General features: G+C 63.6%; 16 protein-coding genes. 6 read left to right on the top strand and 10 right to left on the bottom strand.

Annotated elements, in window-relative coordinates; all coding sequences use genetic code 11:
• The first annotated feature begins 54 nt into the window (after positions 1 to 54).
• Positions 55 to 2,235 (top strand): YccS family putative transporter, encoded by a 2,181-nt coding sequence (gene yccS / locus AC0ZZU_RS02605; RefSeq protein WP_476338822.1) that lies wholly within the window; start codon positions 55 to 57, stop codon positions 2,233 to 2,235.
• 42 nt (positions 2,236 to 2,277) lie between these two features.
• On the opposite strand, the gene AC0ZZU_RS02600 is transcribed toward yccS, so the two are convergent.
• The 9 genes from AC0ZZU_RS02600 to tkt form a co-directional block, all read right to left on the bottom strand.
• Positions 2,278 to 2,574: a winged helix-turn-helix domain-containing protein gene (locus tag AC0ZZU_RS02600; RefSeq protein WP_476338820.1), complete on the bottom strand. Its 297-nt coding sequence runs from the start codon at positions 2,572 to 2,574 to the stop codon at positions 2,278 to 2,280.
• 18 nt (positions 2,575 to 2,592) lie between these two features.
• Complete coding sequence (locus tag AC0ZZU_RS02595) at positions 2,593 to 3,093, bottom strand: M48 metallopeptidase family protein (RefSeq protein WP_476338818.1); 501 nt, start codon at positions 3,091 to 3,093, stop codon at positions 2,593 to 2,595.
• 30 nt (positions 3,094 to 3,123) lie between these two features.
• Positions 3,124 to 5,253: a putative bifunctional diguanylate cyclase/phosphodiesterase gene (locus tag AC0ZZU_RS02590; protein WP_476338816.1), complete on the bottom strand. Its 2,130-nt coding sequence runs from the start codon at positions 5,251 to 5,253 to the stop codon at positions 3,124 to 3,126.
• 197 nt (positions 5,254 to 5,450) lie between these two features.
• Entirely contained in the window at positions 5,451 to 6,515 is a 1,065-nt protein-coding gene (fba, locus tag AC0ZZU_RS02585) for a class II fructose-bisphosphate aldolase (RefSeq protein WP_158458579.1), read from the bottom strand.
• A 102-nt stretch (positions 6,516 to 6,617) separates the two neighbouring features.
• Positions 6,618 to 6,950: an MliC family protein gene (locus AC0ZZU_RS02580; protein ID WP_476338814.1), complete on the bottom strand. Its 333-nt coding sequence runs from the start codon at positions 6,948 to 6,950 to the stop codon at positions 6,618 to 6,620.
• A gap of 64 nt (positions 6,951 to 7,014) precedes the next feature.
• Positions 7,015 to 7,233: a hypothetical protein gene (locus tag AC0ZZU_RS02575; protein WP_476338812.1), complete on the bottom strand. Its 219-nt coding sequence runs from the start codon at positions 7,231 to 7,233 to the stop codon at positions 7,015 to 7,017.
• A gap of 31 nt (positions 7,234 to 7,264) precedes the next feature.
• On the bottom strand, positions 7,265 to 8,428 hold the full coding sequence (locus AC0ZZU_RS02570; protein ID WP_476338810.1) for a phosphoglycerate kinase: 1,164 nt from the start codon (positions 8,426 to 8,428) through the stop codon (positions 7,265 to 7,267).
• Positions 8,425 to 9,507 carry an erythrose-4-phosphate dehydrogenase gene (gene epd, locus AC0ZZU_RS02565; protein WP_476338808.1) on the bottom strand — a complete coding sequence of 361 codons (1,083 nt, stop codon included), beginning with the start codon at positions 9,505 to 9,507 and terminating at the stop codon, positions 8,425 to 8,427. Before epd ends, AC0ZZU_RS02570 begins: the two co-directional genes overlap by 4 nt.
• Before the next feature lie 146 nt (positions 9,508 to 9,653).
• Positions 9,654 to 11,651, bottom strand: a complete 1,998-nt coding sequence (gene tkt / locus AC0ZZU_RS02560) for a transketolase (protein ID WP_476338806.1) — start codon at positions 11,649 to 11,651, stop codon at positions 9,654 to 9,656.
• A gap of 257 nt (positions 11,652 to 11,908) precedes the next feature.
• On the opposite strand from tkt, the gene AC0ZZU_RS02555 reads away from it, so the two are divergent.
• From AC0ZZU_RS02555 to mltA, 5 genes are all read left to right on the top strand, one after another.
• A complete protein-coding gene (locus tag AC0ZZU_RS02555) occupies positions 11,909 to 12,910 on the top strand; it encodes an ArsR/SmtB family transcription factor (RefSeq protein WP_476338804.1) in 1,002 nt (333 codons plus the stop codon).
• Between the two features lie 12 nt (positions 12,911 to 12,922).
• On the top strand, positions 12,923 to 14,113 hold the full coding sequence (metK, locus tag AC0ZZU_RS02550; RefSeq protein WP_476338802.1) for a methionine adenosyltransferase: 1,191 nt from the start codon (positions 12,923 to 12,925) through the stop codon (positions 14,111 to 14,113).
• A gap of 258 nt (positions 14,114 to 14,371) precedes the next feature.
• Positions 14,372 to 16,099 carry an NAD-dependent DNA ligase LigB gene (gene ligB, locus AC0ZZU_RS02545; RefSeq protein WP_476338800.1) on the top strand — a complete coding sequence of 576 codons (1,728 nt, stop codon included), beginning with the start codon at positions 14,372 to 14,374 and terminating at the stop codon, positions 16,097 to 16,099.
• A 66-nt stretch (positions 16,100 to 16,165) separates the two neighbouring features.
• Entirely contained in the window at positions 16,166 to 16,561 is a 396-nt protein-coding gene (locus AC0ZZU_RS02540) for a DUF1090 domain-containing protein (protein WP_476338798.1), read from the top strand.
• 44 nt (positions 16,562 to 16,605) lie between these two features.
• Entirely contained in the window at positions 16,606 to 17,763 is a 1,158-nt protein-coding gene (gene mltA / locus AC0ZZU_RS02535; RefSeq protein ID WP_476338796.1) for a murein transglycosylase A, read from the top strand.
• A 1-nt stretch (position 17,764) separates the two neighbouring features.
• Here mltA and AC0ZZU_RS02530 read toward each other — a convergent pair whose 3' ends face one another.
• Positions 17,765 to 18,151, bottom strand: coding sequence for an MAPEG family protein (locus AC0ZZU_RS02530; protein WP_158458590.1), 387 nt, complete (start codon positions 18,149 to 18,151; stop codon positions 17,765 to 17,767).
• Between the last annotated feature and the right edge of the window lie 13 nt (positions 18,152 to 18,164).

The following is an 18,164-nucleotide window of genomic DNA, read 5'->3' as shown; positions in this document are numbered from 1 at the left end:
CGTCGCCGGGCATGGTTCATTCTCGACCCCAGCCAAGCAGGCCCTCTGCCCATCATGTCATCGTCGTCTTTCCGCCATTCCTTGCGTCGTTTGTGGGGCCAGGACAAGTTCAGCTACAGCATCCGCGTTCTGATCGCGCTTACCGGCAGCATGGCGCTGTGCTGGTACCAGGACGAGATGAGCCTGCTGATTCCGCTGTTCCTCGGCATTATCGCCAGTGCCCTGGCGGAGACCGACGACAGCTGGCAAGGCCGCCTCAACGCCCTGGCCGTGACCCTGGTGTGTTTCACCATCGCGGCCCTGTCGGTGGAGCTGCTGTTCCCCTATCCGCTGGTGTTCATCTGCGCGCTGGCGGTATCCGCCTTTGGCCTGACCATGCTCGGTGCGCTGGGCGAACGCTACGGCGCGATTGCCTCGGCAACCTTGATCCTGGCGGTGTACACCATGATCGGTGTGGACCAGCGCGGCGGGCAGGTTACCGATTTCTGGCATGAGCCCTTGCTGCTGGTGGCCGGTGCAGCCTGGTACGGCTTGCTGTCAGTGCTCTGGCAGGCGCTGTTCGCCAACCAGCCGGTGCAGCAGAGCCTGGCCCGATTATTCCGCGAGCTGGGCCGCTACCTCAAGCTCAAGGCCAATCTGTTCGAGCCGGTGCGCAATCTCGACATCGAGGCACGGCGCCTGGAGCTGGCGCAGCAGAACGGCAAGGTGGTGGCGGCGCTGAACACGGCCAAGGAAATCATCCTGCACCGGGTGGGCAACAGCCAGCCCAACTCCAAGGTGAGCCGCTACCTCAAGCTGTACTTCCTGGCCCAGGACATCCACGAACGCGTCAGTGCCTCGCATTATCCCTACAACGCCCTGGCCGAAGCCTTCTTCCACAGCGACGTGATGTTCCGTTGCCAGCGCCTGCTGCGTCAGCAAGGCACGGCCTGCCAGCAACTGTCCGAGTCGATCCGTCTGCGTCAGCCGTTTGCCTACGGCACCGGCTTCGCAGAAACGCTTGAAGACCTGCACGCTTCGCTCGAGCACCTGCGCATCCAGAGCAACCCGGCCTGGCGCGGGCTGCTGCGCTCGCTGCGGGCGCTGGCGGCCAACCTCGCCACCCTCGACCGCCTGCTGGGTTCCGCGAGCAACCCCGACGGCCTGGCTGATGCCAGCGACAGCAGCCTGCTGGACCGTTCACCCCGAAGCCTGAAAGACGTCTGGAGCCGCCTGCGCACCCAGCTGACACCGACTTCACTGCTGTTCCGTCATGCCCTGCGCCTGCCTCTGGCGCTGTCGATCGGTTATGGCATGGTGCACCTGATTCACCCCACTCAAGGCTACTGGATCATCCTCACCACGCTGTTCGTGTGCCAGCCCAACTATGGCGCAACGCGCCGCAAACTGGTGCAGCGGATCATCGGGACCGCCATCGGCCTGACCGTGGGCTGGGCGCTGTTCGACCTGTTCCCAAGTCCTATAGTGCAGTCGTTGTTCGCCGTGGCGGCCGGGGTGGTGTTCTTCGTCAACCGTACCACTCGCTATACCTTGGCCACGGCCGCTATCACCCTGATGGTGCTGTTCTGCTTCAACCAGACCGGCGACGGCTACGGGCTGTTCCTGCCCCGCCTGTTCGATACCCTGGTGGGCAGCCTGATCGCCATCCTGGCGGTGTTCCTGTTCCTGCCCGACTGGCAGGGCCGCCGCTTGAACAAGGCGCTGGCCAACACCCTGACCTGCAACAGCATCTACCTGCGCCAGATCATGCAGCAGTACGCCCACGGCAAGCGCGACGATCTCGCCTACCGCCTGGCCCGCCGTAACGCGCACAACGCCGATGCGGCGCTCTCCACCACGCTGGCCAACATGCTGATGGAGCCGGGGCATTTTCGTAAGGAAGCGGATGTGGGCTTTCGTTTCCTGGTGCTGTCGCACACCCTCCTCAGCTACCTCTCGGGACTGGGCGCGCACCGCGACACGGCGTTGCCGGCCGAGGTGCACGAGCATCTCATCGACGGCGTCGGCAGCAGCCTGGCCAGCAGCCTGGACGAGATCGCCAATGGCCTGTCAGCCAAGCTGCCAGTGGCGATTCACAGCGACGAAGAGGAAGCGCTGGCCAATGCACTGGAGCAGATGCCGGAGGAACTGGATGAAAACCAGAGGCTGGTGCAGACCCAGCTGGCGTTGATTTGCCGCCAGCTGGGCCCGTTGCGGACGCTGGCCGCGCATTTGATCAAGGCCACGCCGGTTTGACGAGCAGCGCGCGAGCAGTGCGTGCAGCGCCGCGGACGGCTTTCAGGGATAGCCCAACACCGCGCGGATCTGCTTCAGGTGCTGCTCGATCCATCGCCGGTCCACCGCCCCCCAGTCACGTATCCGGTACTGCCCGGCATGATTGCGCGCGCCTTCCTCCTGCTCGAACTCGCAGACGATATCCAGGTCCGCCAGCGCCGCAATAGTGTCCTGGGCGGTGCGCCTGGGCATTCCGGTGGCCGTCATCAGTGCCGGGACGCTGTTGGCGGTCTGGCTGTCGATCAGCCAGGCCACATACAGGCGGCGGTAGAAACTGGTCTTGGTCTTGCTCACTTCCATCGGCAAAGTCCTTGGGGCTCAGGTCGGTTCGGGCAGTTCCCGGTACGTCAGGTAGATACGCAGGTCGAACTCCATCTGGTGGTAGCCCGGCTGCATGTGCTCACAAAGCTGGTAGAAGGCCTTGTTGTGATCCCGCTCCTTCAGGTGCGCCAGTTCGTGCACGACGATCATCTTGAGAAATTCTGGCGCGGCTTCCTTGAACAGCGAAGCGATGCGGATTTCCTTCTTGGCCTTGAGCTTGCCGCCCTGCACCCTCGACACCGCGGTATTCAGACCCAACGCACGGTGGGTCAGGTCGAGGCGGTTGTCGAACAGCACCTTGTCGAGGTTCGGCGCATTGCGCAGGTGCTCCTGCTTGAGGCCCTGGACATAGCTGTAGAGTGCCTTGTCGTTCTGCACGGCATGGTGTTCAGGGTAGCGCTGCTGCAGGTAGTCGCCCAGGCGGTTGCTGGCGATGAGCTGGCGCACCTGGTCTTGCAGGTGAACAGGGTAGGCTTGCAGATAACGTAGGGCGGTCATGTCACGGCGTTCGGCAAAGAAGAGCCGAGTTTAACCAACCGATGACCAGGGCAGGGGAAATTCCTGCGCAAAGGCGCCGGCATCCTCGGGCGTCATGGGACGTGCCACCAGAAAGCCCTGTACATACTCGCAGTCGTTATCGCGCAGCCACTGGGCCTGTTCCGGGGTCTCCACGCCTTCGGCGATCACCGTGATGCCGTAGGCATTGCACAGCTGGATGACGCTGCGTGCCAGCGCCGCATCGGCTGCCGAGTCCGGCAGGCGCGCAACCAGATGGCGGTCCAGCTTGAGGGTGTCGATGGGGAGGTCGCGCAGCATGCGCAACGAGCAGTCTCCCGCGCCAAAATCATCCAGGGCCACGCGCACACCCAGTCCGCGCAGGCGCTGGACCTGCTTGACCGCCGCGTCGATGTTGTACATCAGCGAGGTCTCGGCCACTTCCACCTCGAGCTGCGAGGGTGCGAGGCCTTGCTCCTGGATCACCCGCGCCAGCTCCTCGACCAGGTTGGGCATGGCGAACTGCGCGCGGCTGAGGCTGATACCCAGCACGAGGTCAGGGCCAAACCGGTCGAACCAGGCGCGGCGCTGGGCGGCGCCCTTGCGGTAGATCCATCCCGCCAGGCGGCTGATCAGGCGTGCTTCTTCAAGAAGCGGAATGAACAACCCGGGCGGGACGTCTCCGGCGCTTGGGTGCTGCCAGCGCAGGAGGGCTTCGAAGCCACGCAGGCGGCCATCGGCGAAAGACACCTGGGGCTGGTACACCAGGCTGAAGGCCTCGTCCTCGATCGCCTCGCGTACGCTGTCTTCAAGCATCAGCCGCGATCGCGCGCGGCCGTTGAGTTCCTCGTCGTAGAAACGGTACTGCTGGCGGCCGGCCTGCTTGGCCGCGTACATCGCCGCATCGGCGGCGCGCAACAGGCCCTCGATGGTGGCGCCGCAGTCTGGATAGGTGGCAATGCCGATACTGACGCCCAGGCCGACATCGAAACCCTCGAACTGATGGCACATCGACAAGCGTTCGATCAGGGTCTCGGCGAAGCGTCCAGCCAGCTCGGGGAAGGGCAAGGCATCGAACAGCACCGTGAACTCGTCTCCGCCGATGCGTCCCAGCAACGCCTGGGCACCCAGGCACTCCTTGAGCTGCTCGGCTACATAACGCAGCACCTGGTCACCGGTCTCGTGGCCCAGCGAATCATTGATTCCCTTGAAGCCATCCAGATCCAGGTACATCAAGGCCTTGGCCATGTCGGGACGGTCGTTGCGCGCCAAGGCGTCTTCGGCGGCCTGATGGAAACCACGCCGATTGAGCAGGCCAGTCAGCGGATCGGTCACGGCCTGATGCGCCAGTTGTTGGTGCAGACTGCGCACCACGGACATGTCGAGGACCGTCACCACCATGGCGTGCTGCTCTGATGAAAGCGGCGCGCACGATAGCGCGACCGGCACGGGTTGGCCACTCGCCGCGCGCAACACCGCGTCGTGCACACGAAAGATCTCGCGCCCAAGATAGGCCTGGTAGAAGGCCGATTCGGTCCAGGCGCCATGACCGGGAAGCTGCACGAACTCGAGTAGCTCGGCCCCCTGCAGACGTTCGACGGTGGCCTCGAGCAACTCCGAGATCGCCGGATTGGCGAAGCTGATGGTGCCGCACTCGCCAACCACCAGGATACCCTCGGCGGCGTTGTCCAGCACCGAAGCGTTGAAAGCGCGGGCTGTCTCGAGTTCACGGCTCAGGCGCTGGAGCATGCGCCGGTTGCGCTGCGGCTCCAGCAAGGCCTGGACCTTGGGCTTGAGGATCTTCGGATCGAAGGGCTTGAACAGATAGTCGACCGCGCCACTGGCATAGCCCTGGAGCACCGCGGCGTCGGACTGTTCGTTGGCGGTCAGGAAGATGATCGGCGTCAGCCGCGTGCGCTGGCTGCCACGCATGAGCCGCGCGACTTCGAAGCCGTCCATTTCAGGCATCTGCACGTCCAGCAGAACCAGGTCGACATCATGGGCGAGCAAGGTGCTCAAAGCCTCCCGACCGGATCTCGCGGTCAGCACCTGCCAGTCCTGCCGCGCGAGCAGCGCCCGCATGCTGAGCAGGTTCTCGGGATAATCATCAACGATCAGTACTACCGACCCGCCCTCGAGTGGCGGTGTGTGAGCGCAATCCATGCTTTTCTCTTGTAATGCCGACTACGACAGGCAATTGGATCCGATGAACACTTTAGACTGCAAGCAGGAAGAAGCAAGATATCAGATGGACATCATGGCGAAATGTTTCAGCAGCTGATCAACGGTCAACGATTCAAGCGCAAAAAAAACCCGATGCATCAGGCATCGGGTTCGAGGTCTCGCACAGGCAGCGTGAATCAGTTGACCTTGGCTACCAGCTCGCCCTTGGCGTAACGCTGGAACATGCCTTCCAGGGAGATCGGCTTGATCTTCGAGGCGTTGCCGGCCGTGCCGAAGGCCTCGTAGCGGGCGATGCAGACGTCACGCATGGCCTTGACGGTTTCGCCAAAGAATTTGCGTGGATCGAACTCGCTCGGGTTCTGAGCCATGAGGCGGCGCATGGCACCCGTGGAGGCCAGACGCAGGTCGGTGTCGATGTTGACCTTGCGTACGCCGTACTTGATGCCTTCGACGATTTCCTCGACCGGCACGCCGTAGGTCTCCTTGATCTCGCCACCGTACTGGTTGATGATCGCCAGCCATTCCTGCGGGACCGAGGAAGAGCCGTGCATCACCAGGTGCGTGTTGGGAATGCGCTTGTGGATTTCCTTGATGCGGTCGATCGCCAGGATGTCACCGGTAGGCGGCTTGGTGAACTTGTAGGCGCCGTGGCTGGTGCCAATGGCGATGGCCAGGGCATCGACCTGGGTCTTCTTGACGAAGTCGGCCGCTTCTTCAGGGTCGGTCAGCATCTGGCTGTGATCCAGCACGCCTTCGGCACCGATGCCGTCTTCTTCACCGGCCATGCCGGTTTCCAGCGAGCCCAGGCAGCCCAGCTCACCCTCTACCGAAACACCACAGGCGTGAGCCATGGCCACGGTCTGCTGGGTGACGCGCACGTTGTACTCGTAGTCGGTCGGGGTCTTGCCGTCTTCACCGAGCGAGCCGTCCATCATCACCGAGCTGAAGCCCAGCTGGATCGAGCGCTGGCAGACATCCGGGCTGGTGCCGTGGTCCTGGTGCATGCACACCGGGATATGCGGGAATTCTTCGATCGCCGCCAGGATCAGGTGTCGCAGGAAAGGGGCGCCTGCGTACTTGCGCGCACCGGCCGAGGCCTGGACGATGACCGGGGAGTCGGTCTTGTCAGCCGCTTCCATGATGGCGCGCATCTGCTCGAGGTTGTTGACGTTGAAAGCTGGAACGCCGTAACCGAACTCGGCGGCGTGGTCCAGCATCTGGCGCATGCTAATGAGTGCCATTGTGTATCTCTCTCCCGACAAGCGTCGTTTTTATCATGCAAGCCCGCCATGAGGGCGGCTGCTGTTCAAGTAGTGTGAGCCACAAATCGGTGGCCCGGCCAGTCACGGTGCCTTGCAGCCCCGTCCTATCAGATCATTGGTCGCTACCCAGTACACCAGGCCTTCATCACCCTTGGTGTGCATGGCCAGCACGCCATCGCTGTACAGCGCGCCCGAGGCACCCGCCTCGGACCGGAGACGGTAGACCTGATCACCGCCACCGAGCCGCACATCCACCGCTTTGCGGCTGGCATCGGTAAACCGCCACTGCACCTGAGCCTGGGTGTCACACACCCACTGCGTCCAGCTGGCCGCGGCAGGCTCAGGCTCGGAGGCGTGCCAGCTTGAGCATCCTGCCAGTGCCGCCAAGGCCATCACGGCCATGAGCGCCTTCATCGATTATCCTCTTCAAGACCACGAAGCACCCGCCAGGTGCCTGCCTGGCGGTCAAGGGCGCCGTTCAGGGGCAGCCCGGTGCCCGCCGCTGATGCTCGTCATCGTACTTTTCCAGGCCCTCTGGACCCAGGCGCTTGCTGATCACAGGCACTGTCTCGGCTTGCCACTCGGACTGGTAGCAACCGCCCTTGGGCGCGCCCGAGGTATGTGCCTCGGGTACGGGCGTGCTCGAGCATGCGCCCAGGAACGCCGCCATGATCACCACAGGCACTCGCTTGACCATCAGGTCGCTCCCTTTGCCAGCGCCGGACGCGTCAGGCCTTGGCCCGCTGTTCCAGGATTTCCACAGCCGGCAGAACCTTGCCTTCGACGAACTCGAGGAACGCGCCGCCACCGGTAGAAATGTAGGAGATATCCTTGGACACGCCATATTTGTCGATCGCGGCCAAGGTGTCGCCACCGCCGGCAATCGAGAACGCCGGGCTTTCGGCTACCGCCTTCGCCAGCACTTTGGTGCCGTTGCCGAACTGATCGAACTCGAACACGCCCACCGGGCCGTTCCACAGGATGGTTTTCGAGGTTTTCAGCAATTCGGCGAACTGTTGGGCAGTCTGCGGCCCGATGTCCAGGATCATGTCGTCATCGGCAACGTCGGCAATGGCCTTCACGGTGGCTTCGGCGCTCTCGGCGAACTCCTTGGCAACCACCACGTCGACCGGCAGCGGCACGTTCACCTTGGCGGCGATGGCCTTGGCGGTGTCGACCAGGTCAGGCTCGTACAGCGACTTGCCTACCTTGTAGCCGGCAGCGGCGAGGAAAGTGTTGGCGATGCCGCCACCCACGATCAACTGGTCGCACACCGAGCTCAGGCTGTTGAGCACATCCAGCTTGGTGGAGACCTTGGAACCCGCGACGATGGCGGCCATCGGCTTGGCCGGGGCTTTCAGGGCCTTGCCCAGCGCGTCCAGCTCGGCGGCCAGCAGCGGGCCTGCGGCAGCGGCCTTGGCGAACTTGGCAACGCCATGGGTCGAGCCCTCGGCACGGTGGGCGGTGCCGAAGGCGTCCATGACGAAGACGTCGCACAAGGCCGCGTATTTCTGCGCCAGCTCGTCGGCGTTCTTCTTCTCGCCCTTGTTGAAACGCACGTTCTCGAACAGCACCAGTTCGCCAGCCTTGACCTCGACGCCGTCCAGGTACTCGGCTACCAGTGGCACATCACGGCCCAGGGCCTTCGCCAGGTAGTCGGCAACAGGCTTGAGGCTGTTTTCAGCGGAAAACTCACCTTCTGTCGGGCGGCCCAGGTGCGAGCAGACCATCACGGCCGCGCCTTTTTCCAAGGCCAGCCTGATGGTCGGCAGCGCAGCGAGGATACGCGCGTCGCTGGCGACCACGCCGTCCTTCACTGGCACGTTCAGGTCTTCGCGGATCAGTACGCGTTTACCTTGCAGATCGAGGTCGGTCATCTTCAACACGGTCATGAATGCAGTCCTTCAGGGCTGTTTGCAAGTAGTGCGGGTGGGTGGACGACGTGCAGAAAGTGATCGGCAACGTCAAGCATACGGTTGGCAAACCCCCATTCGTTATCGAACCAGGCCAGCAGGTTCACAAGCCTTGGACCGGAAACCCGGGTCTGGCTGGCATCGACGATGGCCGAATGCGGGTCATGATTGAAATCGCAGCTGGCGTGCGGCAACTCGGTATAGGCCAGCAGGCCCTTCAGCGGGCCGCTCAGCGCGGCCTCGTGCAGCACCCGGTTGACCTCTTCGGCCGTGGTATCGCGGCCCGTTTGCAGGGTGATGTCCAGGCACGACACGTTGACGGTCGGCACACGCACCGCTTTGGCCTGAATTCGTCCGGCAAGTTCCGGAAGCAGCCGCTCGATGCCACGTGCCAGACCAGTGGACACCGGAATCACCGACTGGAACGCCGAACGCGTGCGGCGCAGGTCCTCGTGGTGATAGGCGTCGATCACCGGCTGATCGTTCATCGCCGAGTGGATGGTGGTGATCGACACGTACTCCAGGCCGAACGCCTGGTCCAGCACACGCAACAGCGGCACGCCGCAGTTGGTGGTGCAGGACGCATTGGAGACCAGCCGCTCTTCACCGGTCAGGCAGTGCTGGTTGATACCGTAGACCACAGTGGCGTCGACATCCGCCTCACTGGCCATGGGCTGGGAAAACAGAACGCGTGGGGCGCCGGCATCGAGAAAACGCTGGGCGTCGGCGCGGGTGTTGTAGGCGCCGGAGCATTCCAGCACCAGGTCGACGCCGAGGGCGGCCCAGTCGATGCCTTCAGGGGTGGCACTGCGCAAGACCTTCACGCAGTTGCCGTTGATATGCAGACAATCGCCGTCGACCTTTACCTCACCGGGAAAACGCCCGTGGGTAGAGTCGAAGCGTGTCAGGTATTCCAGGCTGGCAAGGTCTGCCAGGTCATTCAGCGCGACGATCTCGAAACCTGCCCTCGCCCCCCGCTCGAAGAGTGCGCGCAGTACGCAACGACCGATTCGGCCGTAGCCGTTGAGTGCAACCTTGAAAGGGCGTGGGTGGGGCATTCGGGTACTCACAAGATCCAGTGTTGGCATTTCAGGGATTTGTGGTGCGGCAATCGCGGCACAAGGCCGCTCCCACAGGTATTGCACCTCCATGTGGGAGCGGCCTTGTGCCGCGATCGAGGGCAAAGCCCTCGCCTGCAGCTACATCAATCTTCCAGCAGTTCTTCAGCCGTCCCCAGGATATTCTCCAGGGTAAAGCCGAACTCCTCGAACAGCGCCGCCGCCGGGGCCGACTCACCGTAGGTGGTCATGCCGATGACACGGCCTTCGAGGCCGACGTACTTGTACCAGAAGTCCGCGTGGGCGGCTTCGATGGCAATCCGCGCACCGACTTCCAGTGGCAGCACGGCCTGCTTGTAGGCAGCGTCCTGGGCATCGAACACGCTGGTGCTAGGCATCGAAACCACACGTACCTTGCGGCCCTGCCCGGTCAGCTTGTCGAAGGCCTGCACGGCCAGGCCCACTTCGGAACCGGTCGCGATCAGGATCAGTTCAGGCTCGCCGGCGCAATCCTTGAGTACATAGCCGCCGCGGCTGATGTCAGCGATCTGCTGGGCGTCGCGGTCCTGGTGCTGCAGGTTCTGGCGCGAGAAGATCAGCGCCGATGGGCCGTCCTTGCGCTCCAGGGCGTGCTTCCAGGACACGGCCGATTCGACTGCGTCGGCTGGGCGCCAGGTGTCCAGGTTCGGGGTGCTGCGCAGGCTGGTCAGTTGCTCGATCGGCTGGTGCGTCGGACCGTCTTCGCCCAGGCCGATGGAGTCGTGGGTGTAGACGTGGATGACGCGCTGCTTCATCAGTGCCGACATGCGCACGGCGTTGCGGGCATATTCCATGAACATCAGGAAGGTTGCGCCGTAAGGCGTCAGGCCACCGTGCAGGGCAATGCCGTTCATGATGGCGGTCATGCCGAACTCACGCACGCCGTAGAACATGTAGTTGCCGCTGGCGTCTTCAGCGCTGACGCCCTTGCAGCCTTTCCACAGGGTCAGGTTGGAACCGGCCAGGTCGGCGGAGCCGCCCAGCAGTTCAGGCAACAGCGGGCCGAAGGCGTTCAGGGTGTTCTGGCTGGCCTTGCGGCTGGCGATGGTCTCGCCCTTCGCGGCGACTTCGCTGACGTAGGCAGCGGCCTTTTCAGCGAAATCGGCAGGCAGGTCACCGTTCAGGCGGCGCTTGAGCTCGCTGGCCAGTTCAGGGAAGGCCTTGGCATAGGCGTCGAAGCGCTGGTTCCAGTCGGCTTCGGCCTTGGCGCCCGCTTGCTTGGCGTCCCACTCGGCATAGATGTCGGCAGGTACTTCGAACGGAGCGTGGTTCCAGTTCAGTTGCTTGCGTGCCAGGGCGATTTCGTCATTGCCCAGCGGAGCGCCGTGGCAGTCTTCCTTGCCCTGCTTGTTCGGCGAGCCGAAACCGATGATGGTCTTGCAGCAGATCAGAGTCGGACGGTTGCTCTTGCGAGCGGTGTCGATGGCAGTCTTGATCTCGTCGGCGTCATGGCCGTCGACATTGCGGATCACCTGCCAGTTGTAGGCTTCGAAACGCTTCGGGGTGTCGTCGGTGAACCAGCCTTCGACTTCGCCGTCGATGGAGATACCGTTGTCATCATAGAAGGCGATGAGTTTGTTCAGGCCCAGGGTACCGGCCAGCGAAGCCACCTCATGGGAGATGCCTTCCATCATGCAGCCGTCGCCCAGGAACACGTAGGTGTTGTGGTCGACGACCTTGTGCCCGTCACGGTTGAACTGACCGGCCATGACCTTTTCGGCAATGGCGAAGCCCACGGCATTGGCCAGGCCCTGGCCCAGAGGACCGGTGGTGGTCTCCACACCTGGGGTATAGCCGAGTTCCGGGTGCCCCGGGGTGCGGCTGTGCAATTGACGGAAAGCCTTGAGGTCGTCGATCGACAGGTCGTAGCCGGTCAGGTGCAGCAGCGAATAGATCAGCATCGAGCCATGGCCGTTGGACAGCACGAAGCGGTCACGGTCGGCGAACTTCGGGTTGCTCGGATTGTGTTTCAGGTAGTCGCGCCAAAGAACCTCGGCGATATCCGCCATGCCCATGGGGGCACCGGGATGGCCGCTGTTGGCCTTTTGCACGGCATCCATGCTGAGTGCACGAATGGCGTTGGCACGTTCACGACGGCTGGGCATCGCTGATCTCCTGGGGCTTGAAAAAGTAATGAGACGAAAAAAGGCGGCCATTTTCGCCCACAGGCGGCCTGGGGGCAATGACGGATGGTCGCAGCCGAGCGATTTTCCTGCAATTGGAGGCAATTTCGGGGCATTGCGCTGTCAAACCGTTCGCCTGCCAGCCCCAGGCTAGCGGATTCTCCCACTCATCGCGCAATATCAAAACTTTTTGATATTGCTATTGCGAGGTGCGGGCACCCTGTCTAGACTGCCCGACCATGAACCTGCGCGCCCCTTCGATACGTCAAGAGCCAAACGATGACCTGACCGCCCTGTGCAAGGCCGGCGGCGATCCGCTGCGCCTGAACGTACTGCGCGCGCTGGCCAGCGACTCCTATGGCGTGCTTGAGTTGGCGCAGATTTTCGATATCGGCCAGTCCGGCATGAGCCATCACCTGAAGGTGCTGGCCCAGGCGGAGCTGGTGGCCACGCGACGCGAAGGCAACGCGATTTTCTACCGCCGCGCCCTCCCCGACAGCCTGCGCCTGGGCGGCCGCCTGCACATGGCATTGCTCGATGAGGTCGACAGCCTGTCGCTGCCGGCCGAGGTGCAGACGCGGATCGCTCTGGTGCAGCAGCGGCGCGCAGCCACCAGCCAGGACTTTTTCCTGCGCGTGGAAGAAAAATTCCGCGCCCAGCAAGATTTGATCGCTGGCCTGCCTCAATACCGCGAAAGCCTGCTGGCCCTGCTCGACAAGCTCAGTTTCGATAACAGGGCAAGCGCGCTGGAAGTCGGTCCCGGCGATGGTGAGTTTCTGCCTGAGCTGGCCCGGCGCTTTGCCCGCGTCACCGCGCTGGACAACAGCCCGACGATGCTGGACCTGGCCCACCAGGTCTGCCTGCGCGAGGGGCTTGCCAATGTGAACCTGCAGTTGGCCGATGCACTGAGTGCAACGGATGTGGAAGCCGACTGCGTAGTGCTGAACATGGTCCTGCACCATTTCAGCGACCCGGCCGAAGCCCTGCGGCGGCTGGCCACCCGTGTGAGGGCAGGCGGCAGCCTGCTGGTCACCGAGCTGTGCAGCCATGACCAGGGTTGGGCCCGGGAAGCCTGTGGCGACCTGTGGCTGGGCTTCGAACAGGAAGACCTGGCCAGTTGGGCCACGGCTGCCGGACTGACCCCCGGGGACAGCCTCTATGTAGGCTTGCGTAACGGTTTCCAGATTCAGGTACGCCATTTCGAGCGACCTGCTGGCGACATCACCATCGGTAAATTTTAGGAACCCGTCGAGATGAGCGAATACTCCCTTTTCACCTCCGAGTCCGTGTCTGAAGGCCATCCGGACAAGATCGCCGACCAGATTTCGGATGCGGTCCTGGACGCCATCATCACCCAGGACAAGTATGCCCGCGTGGCGTGCGAAACCTTGGTCAAGACCGGTGTCGCCATCATCGCCGGCGAAGTCAGCACCTCTGCCTGGGTCGACCTTGAAGAGATCGTGCGCAAGGTCATCGTCGATATCGGCTACAACAGCTCCGACGTCGGCTTCGACGGCGCGACCTGCGCTGTGATGAACATCATCGGCAAGCAGTCGGTGGACATCGCCCAAGGCGTCGACCGTTCCAAGCCGGAAGACCAGGGCGCTGGCGACCAGGGCCTGATGTTTGGCTACGCCAGCAACGAAACCGACGTGCTGATGCCAGCGCCGATCTGCTTCTCGCACCGTCTGGTCGAGCGCCAGGCTGAAGCGCGCAAGTCGGGCCTGCTGCCATGGCTGCGCCCGGATGCAAAGTCCCAGGTCACTTGCCGTTACGAAGGCGGCAAGGTCGTGGGTATCGACGCCGTGGTGCTGTCGACCCAGCACAACCCCGAGGTCGCGCAAAAAGACCTGCAGGAAGCGGTGATGGAGCTGATCGTCAAGCACACCCTGCCTGCCGAGCTGCTGCACAAGGACACTCAGTTCCACATCAACCCGACTGGCCAGTTCATCATCGGCGGCCCAGTGGGTGACTGCGGCCTGACCGGGCGCAAGATCATCGTCGACAGCTACGGCGGCATGGCCCGTCATGGTGGCGGCGCGTTCTCGGGCAAGGACCCGTCCAAGGTCGACCGTTCGGCAGCGTACGCTGGCCGTTACGTGGCCAAGAACATCGTGGCCGCAGGCCTCGCCGAGCGCTGCGAAATCCAGGTTTCCTACGCCATTGGCGTGGCGCAGCCGACGTCGATCTCGCTGAATACCTTTGGCACCGGCAAGATCTCCGACGACAAGATCATCCAGCTGGTACGCGAATGCTTCGACCTGCGTCCGTACGCCATCACCACCATGCTCGACCTGCTGCACCCGATGTATCAGGAAACTGCTGCCTACGGTCACTTCGGCCGTACTCCGCAGCAGAAGACCGTGGGTGACGATACGTTCACCACGTTCACCTGGGAGCGCACCGACCGGGTCGACGCGCTGCGCGCTGCGGCCGGGATGTAAGAACGCTGCGTTGAAAGCCCCGCCCGGGTGATCGGGCGGGGCTTTTTTTTGGGCGGATGGTGAATGTGGGCCGCTGTGTGCGCTTGATTCTTGCAGCGCCGCGGCTATCGGGCGCCGCGCGGGCGGCGCTCGATCTCATGAGCGCTGCAAACTTCAAGGCATGCACTTAACCGACACACGCCCTGACAACTCCCCCCGCCACCCGCCGCAACATTGCCTAGGCTTGAGTTTCCTTACAGCCAGGCAAGGAAGCCGGCCATGATTCGACGCCTTCTCGCCCTTGTTTCACTGATCCTCTGTCTGCCGACACTGCAGGCCCAACCGTGCCCACCCTGGCCATCCGAGCGGGCCCGCGAAGAACTCGACCAATTACGCAAGACCCTCGCCCAATGGGACGACCAGTACCACCGCCTCGGCGTATCGCAGGTCCCCGACGACATCTACGACCAGAGCCGCACACGCCTGAAACGCCTGCAGGGCTGCTTCTCCGACAAGGCCGAAGCCAACCCCCTTGCAACCGCTGCCGGCCCGGTCGCGCACCCCATACCACATACCGGCGTCGGCAAGCTGGCCGATGAAAGCGCCGTGAAGGCCTGGATGAGTGGAAAACAGGACGTGTGGATCCAGCCCAAGGTCGATGGGGTCGCGGTTTCGCTGGTGTACCAGGAGGGCCGCCCGGTGCGTCTGCTCAGCCGGGGCGATGGCGTCCATGGCCATGACTGGAGCCGGCATCTGCCGAGATTGCAGGCCATCCCGGCACAACTGCCGCAGCCACTCGACCTGGTTCTGCAGGGCGAGCTCTACTGGCGCCTCGACGACCATGTGCAAGCCACTGCGGGGAGCGTCAGCGCGCGCGGCATCATTGCCGGCCTGATGGCCCGCAGGGAGGTGACCGCCGCTCAGGGCGAGGGGGTCGGCCTGTTCATCTGGGACTGGCCGGCAGGCCCGCCCACCCAACAGGAGCGTCTGGCGCAGTTGCAAGCACTGGGATTCGGCGACAGTGCGCGTTTCAGCCTGCCGGTGCCGGGCGTCGATGAGGCCGCAAAGTGGCGTGCCCACTGGTACCGCTCGCCCCTGCCCTTCGCCACCGATGGGGTCGTCCTGCGCCAGGGCCAGCGCCCGCCGGCGACCCGCTGGAAGGCGAAGGCGCCCTATTGGATCGCCGCATGGAAACATCCATTCGCAACGGCGATGGCTGAAGTCCGGGAGGTCCATTTCAAGGTCGGGCGGACCGGCCGGATCACCCTGCTGCTGCGCCTGCAGCCGTTCACCCTGGATGATCGTCGCGTCACCCAGGTCAGCCTGGGCTCCCTGGCGCGTTGGCGCAGCCTTGATATCCGCCCGGGCGACCAGGTTGCCATCAGCCTGGCCGGCCTGACCATCCCTCGGCTGGACCATGTGGTGCACCGCAGCCGCGAGCGAGTTCCCGTGGACCCACCGGCGCCAGGGCGCTTTCATCCGCTGAGCTGCTGGCAGGCGACCCCCGGTTGCGAGGAGCAATTCATCGCGCGGCTGACCTGGCTCGGCGGCAAGCAGGGGCTGGCCTTGCCCCACGTAGGCCCAGGCATCTGGCGCAGTCTGGTGCAGGCTGGACGAGTCAACTCCCTGGCCGACTGGCTGCAGCTACGCGAAGAAGACCTGCTGCCCCTGAGCGACTTCGGCCCGGCGCGCGCGAGCCGAGTACTGCAAAGCTTCGCCGAAGCCCGGTCGCGCCCGTTCGCACAGTGGCTCCGCGCTATCGGAGTTCCCGCGCCCCGCGGTCTCGTCTTGCCTGGCCGCTGGGCGGAGCTGGAGGCCAGAAATACCTCGCAATGGAAAAACGAACCCGGCATTGGTGCGCACCGGGCTGAACAACTAGGGCGCTTTTTCCATGACACGGCTGTTCAGGCACTGGCGCATACACTGCATTCGGAGGGCATCGATGGCTTCAAGGCAGCCGAGGCGTTTTCTGATCGTGTCCGGGAAAATACTGCGAAGGGTTTATAAATCGCACGAATCAGGGCAGGATTTGCCCCATTATTTTTGCTGCCCTGCCCCACTGAGGAACCCCTCATGAAACTGTTTTCCACTCTCGCCTTGCTTTCCGCGTTCGGCCTCGCCGCTGGCCCGCTCCAGGCCGCGCAGCCTGATCCTGGCCTGACCGGGTGCGCCGCCAAGCGCAGCGCCATCGAAAATCAGCTCAAGGAAGCCCGGGCGCACAACAACAAGGGCCAGGTCGATGGCCTGGAAACCGCCCTGAAGGAACAGACCGAGCATTGCACCGACAGTAGCCTGCGCAAACAGCGTGAGCAAAAAGTGCTGGATGCGCGGCACGAGGTTTCCCAACGTGAGCGGGATCTGGAAAAAGCCATGAAAAAGGGCGACTCGGAGAAGATCAACAAGCGCAAGGACAAGCTGGCCGAGTCGCGCAAGGAACTGAAGGACGCCAAGGATGAACTGGACAAGTAACACCCTGTGTCAGTAACGCCCACGCCCACAAGGATTCGCCCCTCATGAAATCTGCACTGCGCCAACTCGCCTGGGCGCTCCCGGCACTGGCTCTGCTTGTCGGCTGCAACGGCAAGGACAAGGAAGCCGCAAAACCCGAACCCCATGCAGTGGCCACCTACGCCAGCGCCGACTGGAAAGACCTGCCCACTGTCAGCGACAGCGACCTGCTGGCAGGTTTCGAGGCCTGGCGCAGCGCCTGCGAGCGTCTCAAGCGCGATGCTGTCTGGGCGGGTACGTGCCAAGCGGCGGAGCAAGTCCCGGCTGATGCAAGCCAGGTGCGCGCTTTCCTGGAGCAGCAGCTTCAGGTCTACGGCCTGCGCTCGGCCCAGAACAACGCCAACGGGCTGGTCACAGGCTACTACGAACCGGTCTACCCCGGCAGCCTCACGGCCACCGATGCTGCACAGGTCCCGGTCTACGGCGTGCCGGACGACATGGTCGTGGTCGCGCTCGACAGCGTCTACCCCGAACTCAAGGGCAAGCGCCTGCGCGGCAGGCTGGATGGCCGGGTACTCAAACCCTATGACACCGCCGAAGTGATCAACCGCGAGGGCGCGAAGGCCCCGGTGCTGGCCTGGCTGACCGACCCCATGGACCTGCAGTTCCTGCAGATCCAGGGCTCTGGCCGCATTCAGCTGGACGATGGCCGCCAGCTGCGCATTGGCTACGCCGACCAGAACGGCCATCCATACCGGCCTATCGGCCGCTGGCTGGTGGAGCAGGGCCAGCTGAAAAAGGAAGATGTCACGATGGGCAGCATCCATGCCTGGGCACAGGCCAACCCGGTACGGGTTCCGGAATTACTGGCCAGCAACCCCAGCTACGTGTTCTTCAGCACCCGTCCGGACAGCAACGAGGGTCCGCGTGGCTCGCTGAACGTGCCGTTGACCGCAGGTTACAGCGTGGCCATCGACCGCAAGGTCATTCCGCTGGGCAGCCTGCTCTGGCTCTCCACCACGCGGCCTGACGGCAGCCCGGTGGTACGCCCCGTGGCGGCGCAGGACACCGGCGGCGCGATTACCGGCGAAGTCCGCGCGGATCTGTTCTGGGGCACCGGCAGCGAAGCCGGCCAGCTTGCAGGGGACATGAAGCAGCAGGGGCAGATCTGGCTGCTGTGGCCAAAAGGCGCGGCGCTGCCAGACGTACCCAAGGTGCTGTGATCTACGCCGAGATCACGAAGAACGAAACGATCAGGCCCAGGCCGGCGAACCACACCAGCGAACGCAGTGCGGCCCAGTCGGCCAGATAGCAGATGATGTAGAGCAGACGGCTGGTGATGTACAGGACCGCCAGTACATCCTGGGTTACCTGATCGGCATTGCCGACCAGATCGGCGACCAGCACGGCGGCGGCGAACGCCGGAAAGGCTTCGTAGCCGTTCTGCTGGGCGGCATGGGCCCGGCGCGGCAGGCCTTCGAGCTTTTCCAGGAAGGCACGCGGGTCATGGTTATGGCCCATGCGGAACTTGCCGCTGCTGAGCTTGGCGGTCAGCGCGCAAAGCGGCGGCAGGAAGATCGCGATCAGTACACACCACAGGGCAACGGTCATGGAGATTTCCTTG

It is taken from the genome of Pseudomonas sp. JE3303 (genome assembly GCF_056312565.1).
This window is presented reverse-complemented; position numbering and strand designations above follow the sequence as displayed.

Coding starts and splice junctions, on each gene's coding strand:
- AC0ZZU_RS02595 (WP_476338818.1), bottom strand. CDS start 3,093: ATGACCGCCCTACGTTATCTGCAAGCCTACCCTGTTCACCTGCAAGAC.
- mltA (WP_476338796.1), top strand. CDS start 16,606: ATGAAATCTGCACTGCGCCAACTCGCCTGGGCGCTCCCGGCACTGGCT.
- AC0ZZU_RS02530 (WP_158458590.1), bottom strand. CDS start 18,151: ATGACCGTTGCCCTGTGGTGTGTACTGATCGCGATCTTCCTGCCGCCG.
- metK (WP_476338802.1), top strand. CDS start 12,923: ATGAGCGAATACTCCCTTTTCACCTCCGAGTCCGTGTCTGAAGGCCAT.
- AC0ZZU_RS02555 (WP_476338804.1), top strand. CDS start 11,909: ATGAACCTGCGCGCCCCTTCGATACGTCAAGAGCCAAACGATGACCTG.
- AC0ZZU_RS02590 (WP_476338816.1), bottom strand. CDS start 5,253: ATGGATTGCGCTCACACACCGCCACTCGAGGGCGGGTCGGTAGTACTG.
- fba (WP_158458579.1), bottom strand. CDS start 6,515: ATGGCACTCATTAGCATGCGCCAGATGCTGGACCACGCCGCCGAGTTC.
- ligB (WP_476338800.1), top strand. CDS start 14,372: ATGATTCGACGCCTTCTCGCCCTTGTTTCACTGATCCTCTGTCTGCCG.
- AC0ZZU_RS02570 (WP_476338810.1), bottom strand. CDS start 8,428: ATGACCGTGTTGAAGATGACCGACCTCGATCTGCAAGGTAAACGCGTA.
- AC0ZZU_RS02540 (WP_476338798.1), top strand. CDS start 16,166: ATGAAACTGTTTTCCACTCTCGCCTTGCTTTCCGCGTTCGGCCTCGCC.
- AC0ZZU_RS02580 (WP_476338814.1), bottom strand. CDS start 6,950: ATGAAGGCGCTCATGGCCGTGATGGCCTTGGCGGCACTGGCAGGATGC.
- AC0ZZU_RS02600 (WP_476338820.1), bottom strand. CDS start 2,574: ATGGAAGTGAGCAAGACCAAGACCAGTTTCTACCGCCGCCTGTATGTG.
- epd (WP_476338808.1), bottom strand. CDS start 9,507: ATGCCCCACCCACGCCCTTTCAAGGTTGCACTCAACGGCTACGGCCGA.
- tkt (WP_476338806.1), bottom strand. CDS start 11,651: ATGCCCAGCCGTCGTGAACGTGCCAACGCCATTCGTGCACTCAGCATG.
- yccS (WP_476338822.1), top strand. CDS start 55: ATGTCATCGTCGTCTTTCCGCCATTCCTTGCGTCGTTTGTGGGGCCAG.
- AC0ZZU_RS02575 (WP_476338812.1), bottom strand. CDS start 7,233: ATGGTCAAGCGAGTGCCTGTGGTGATCATGGCGGCGTTCCTGGGCGCA.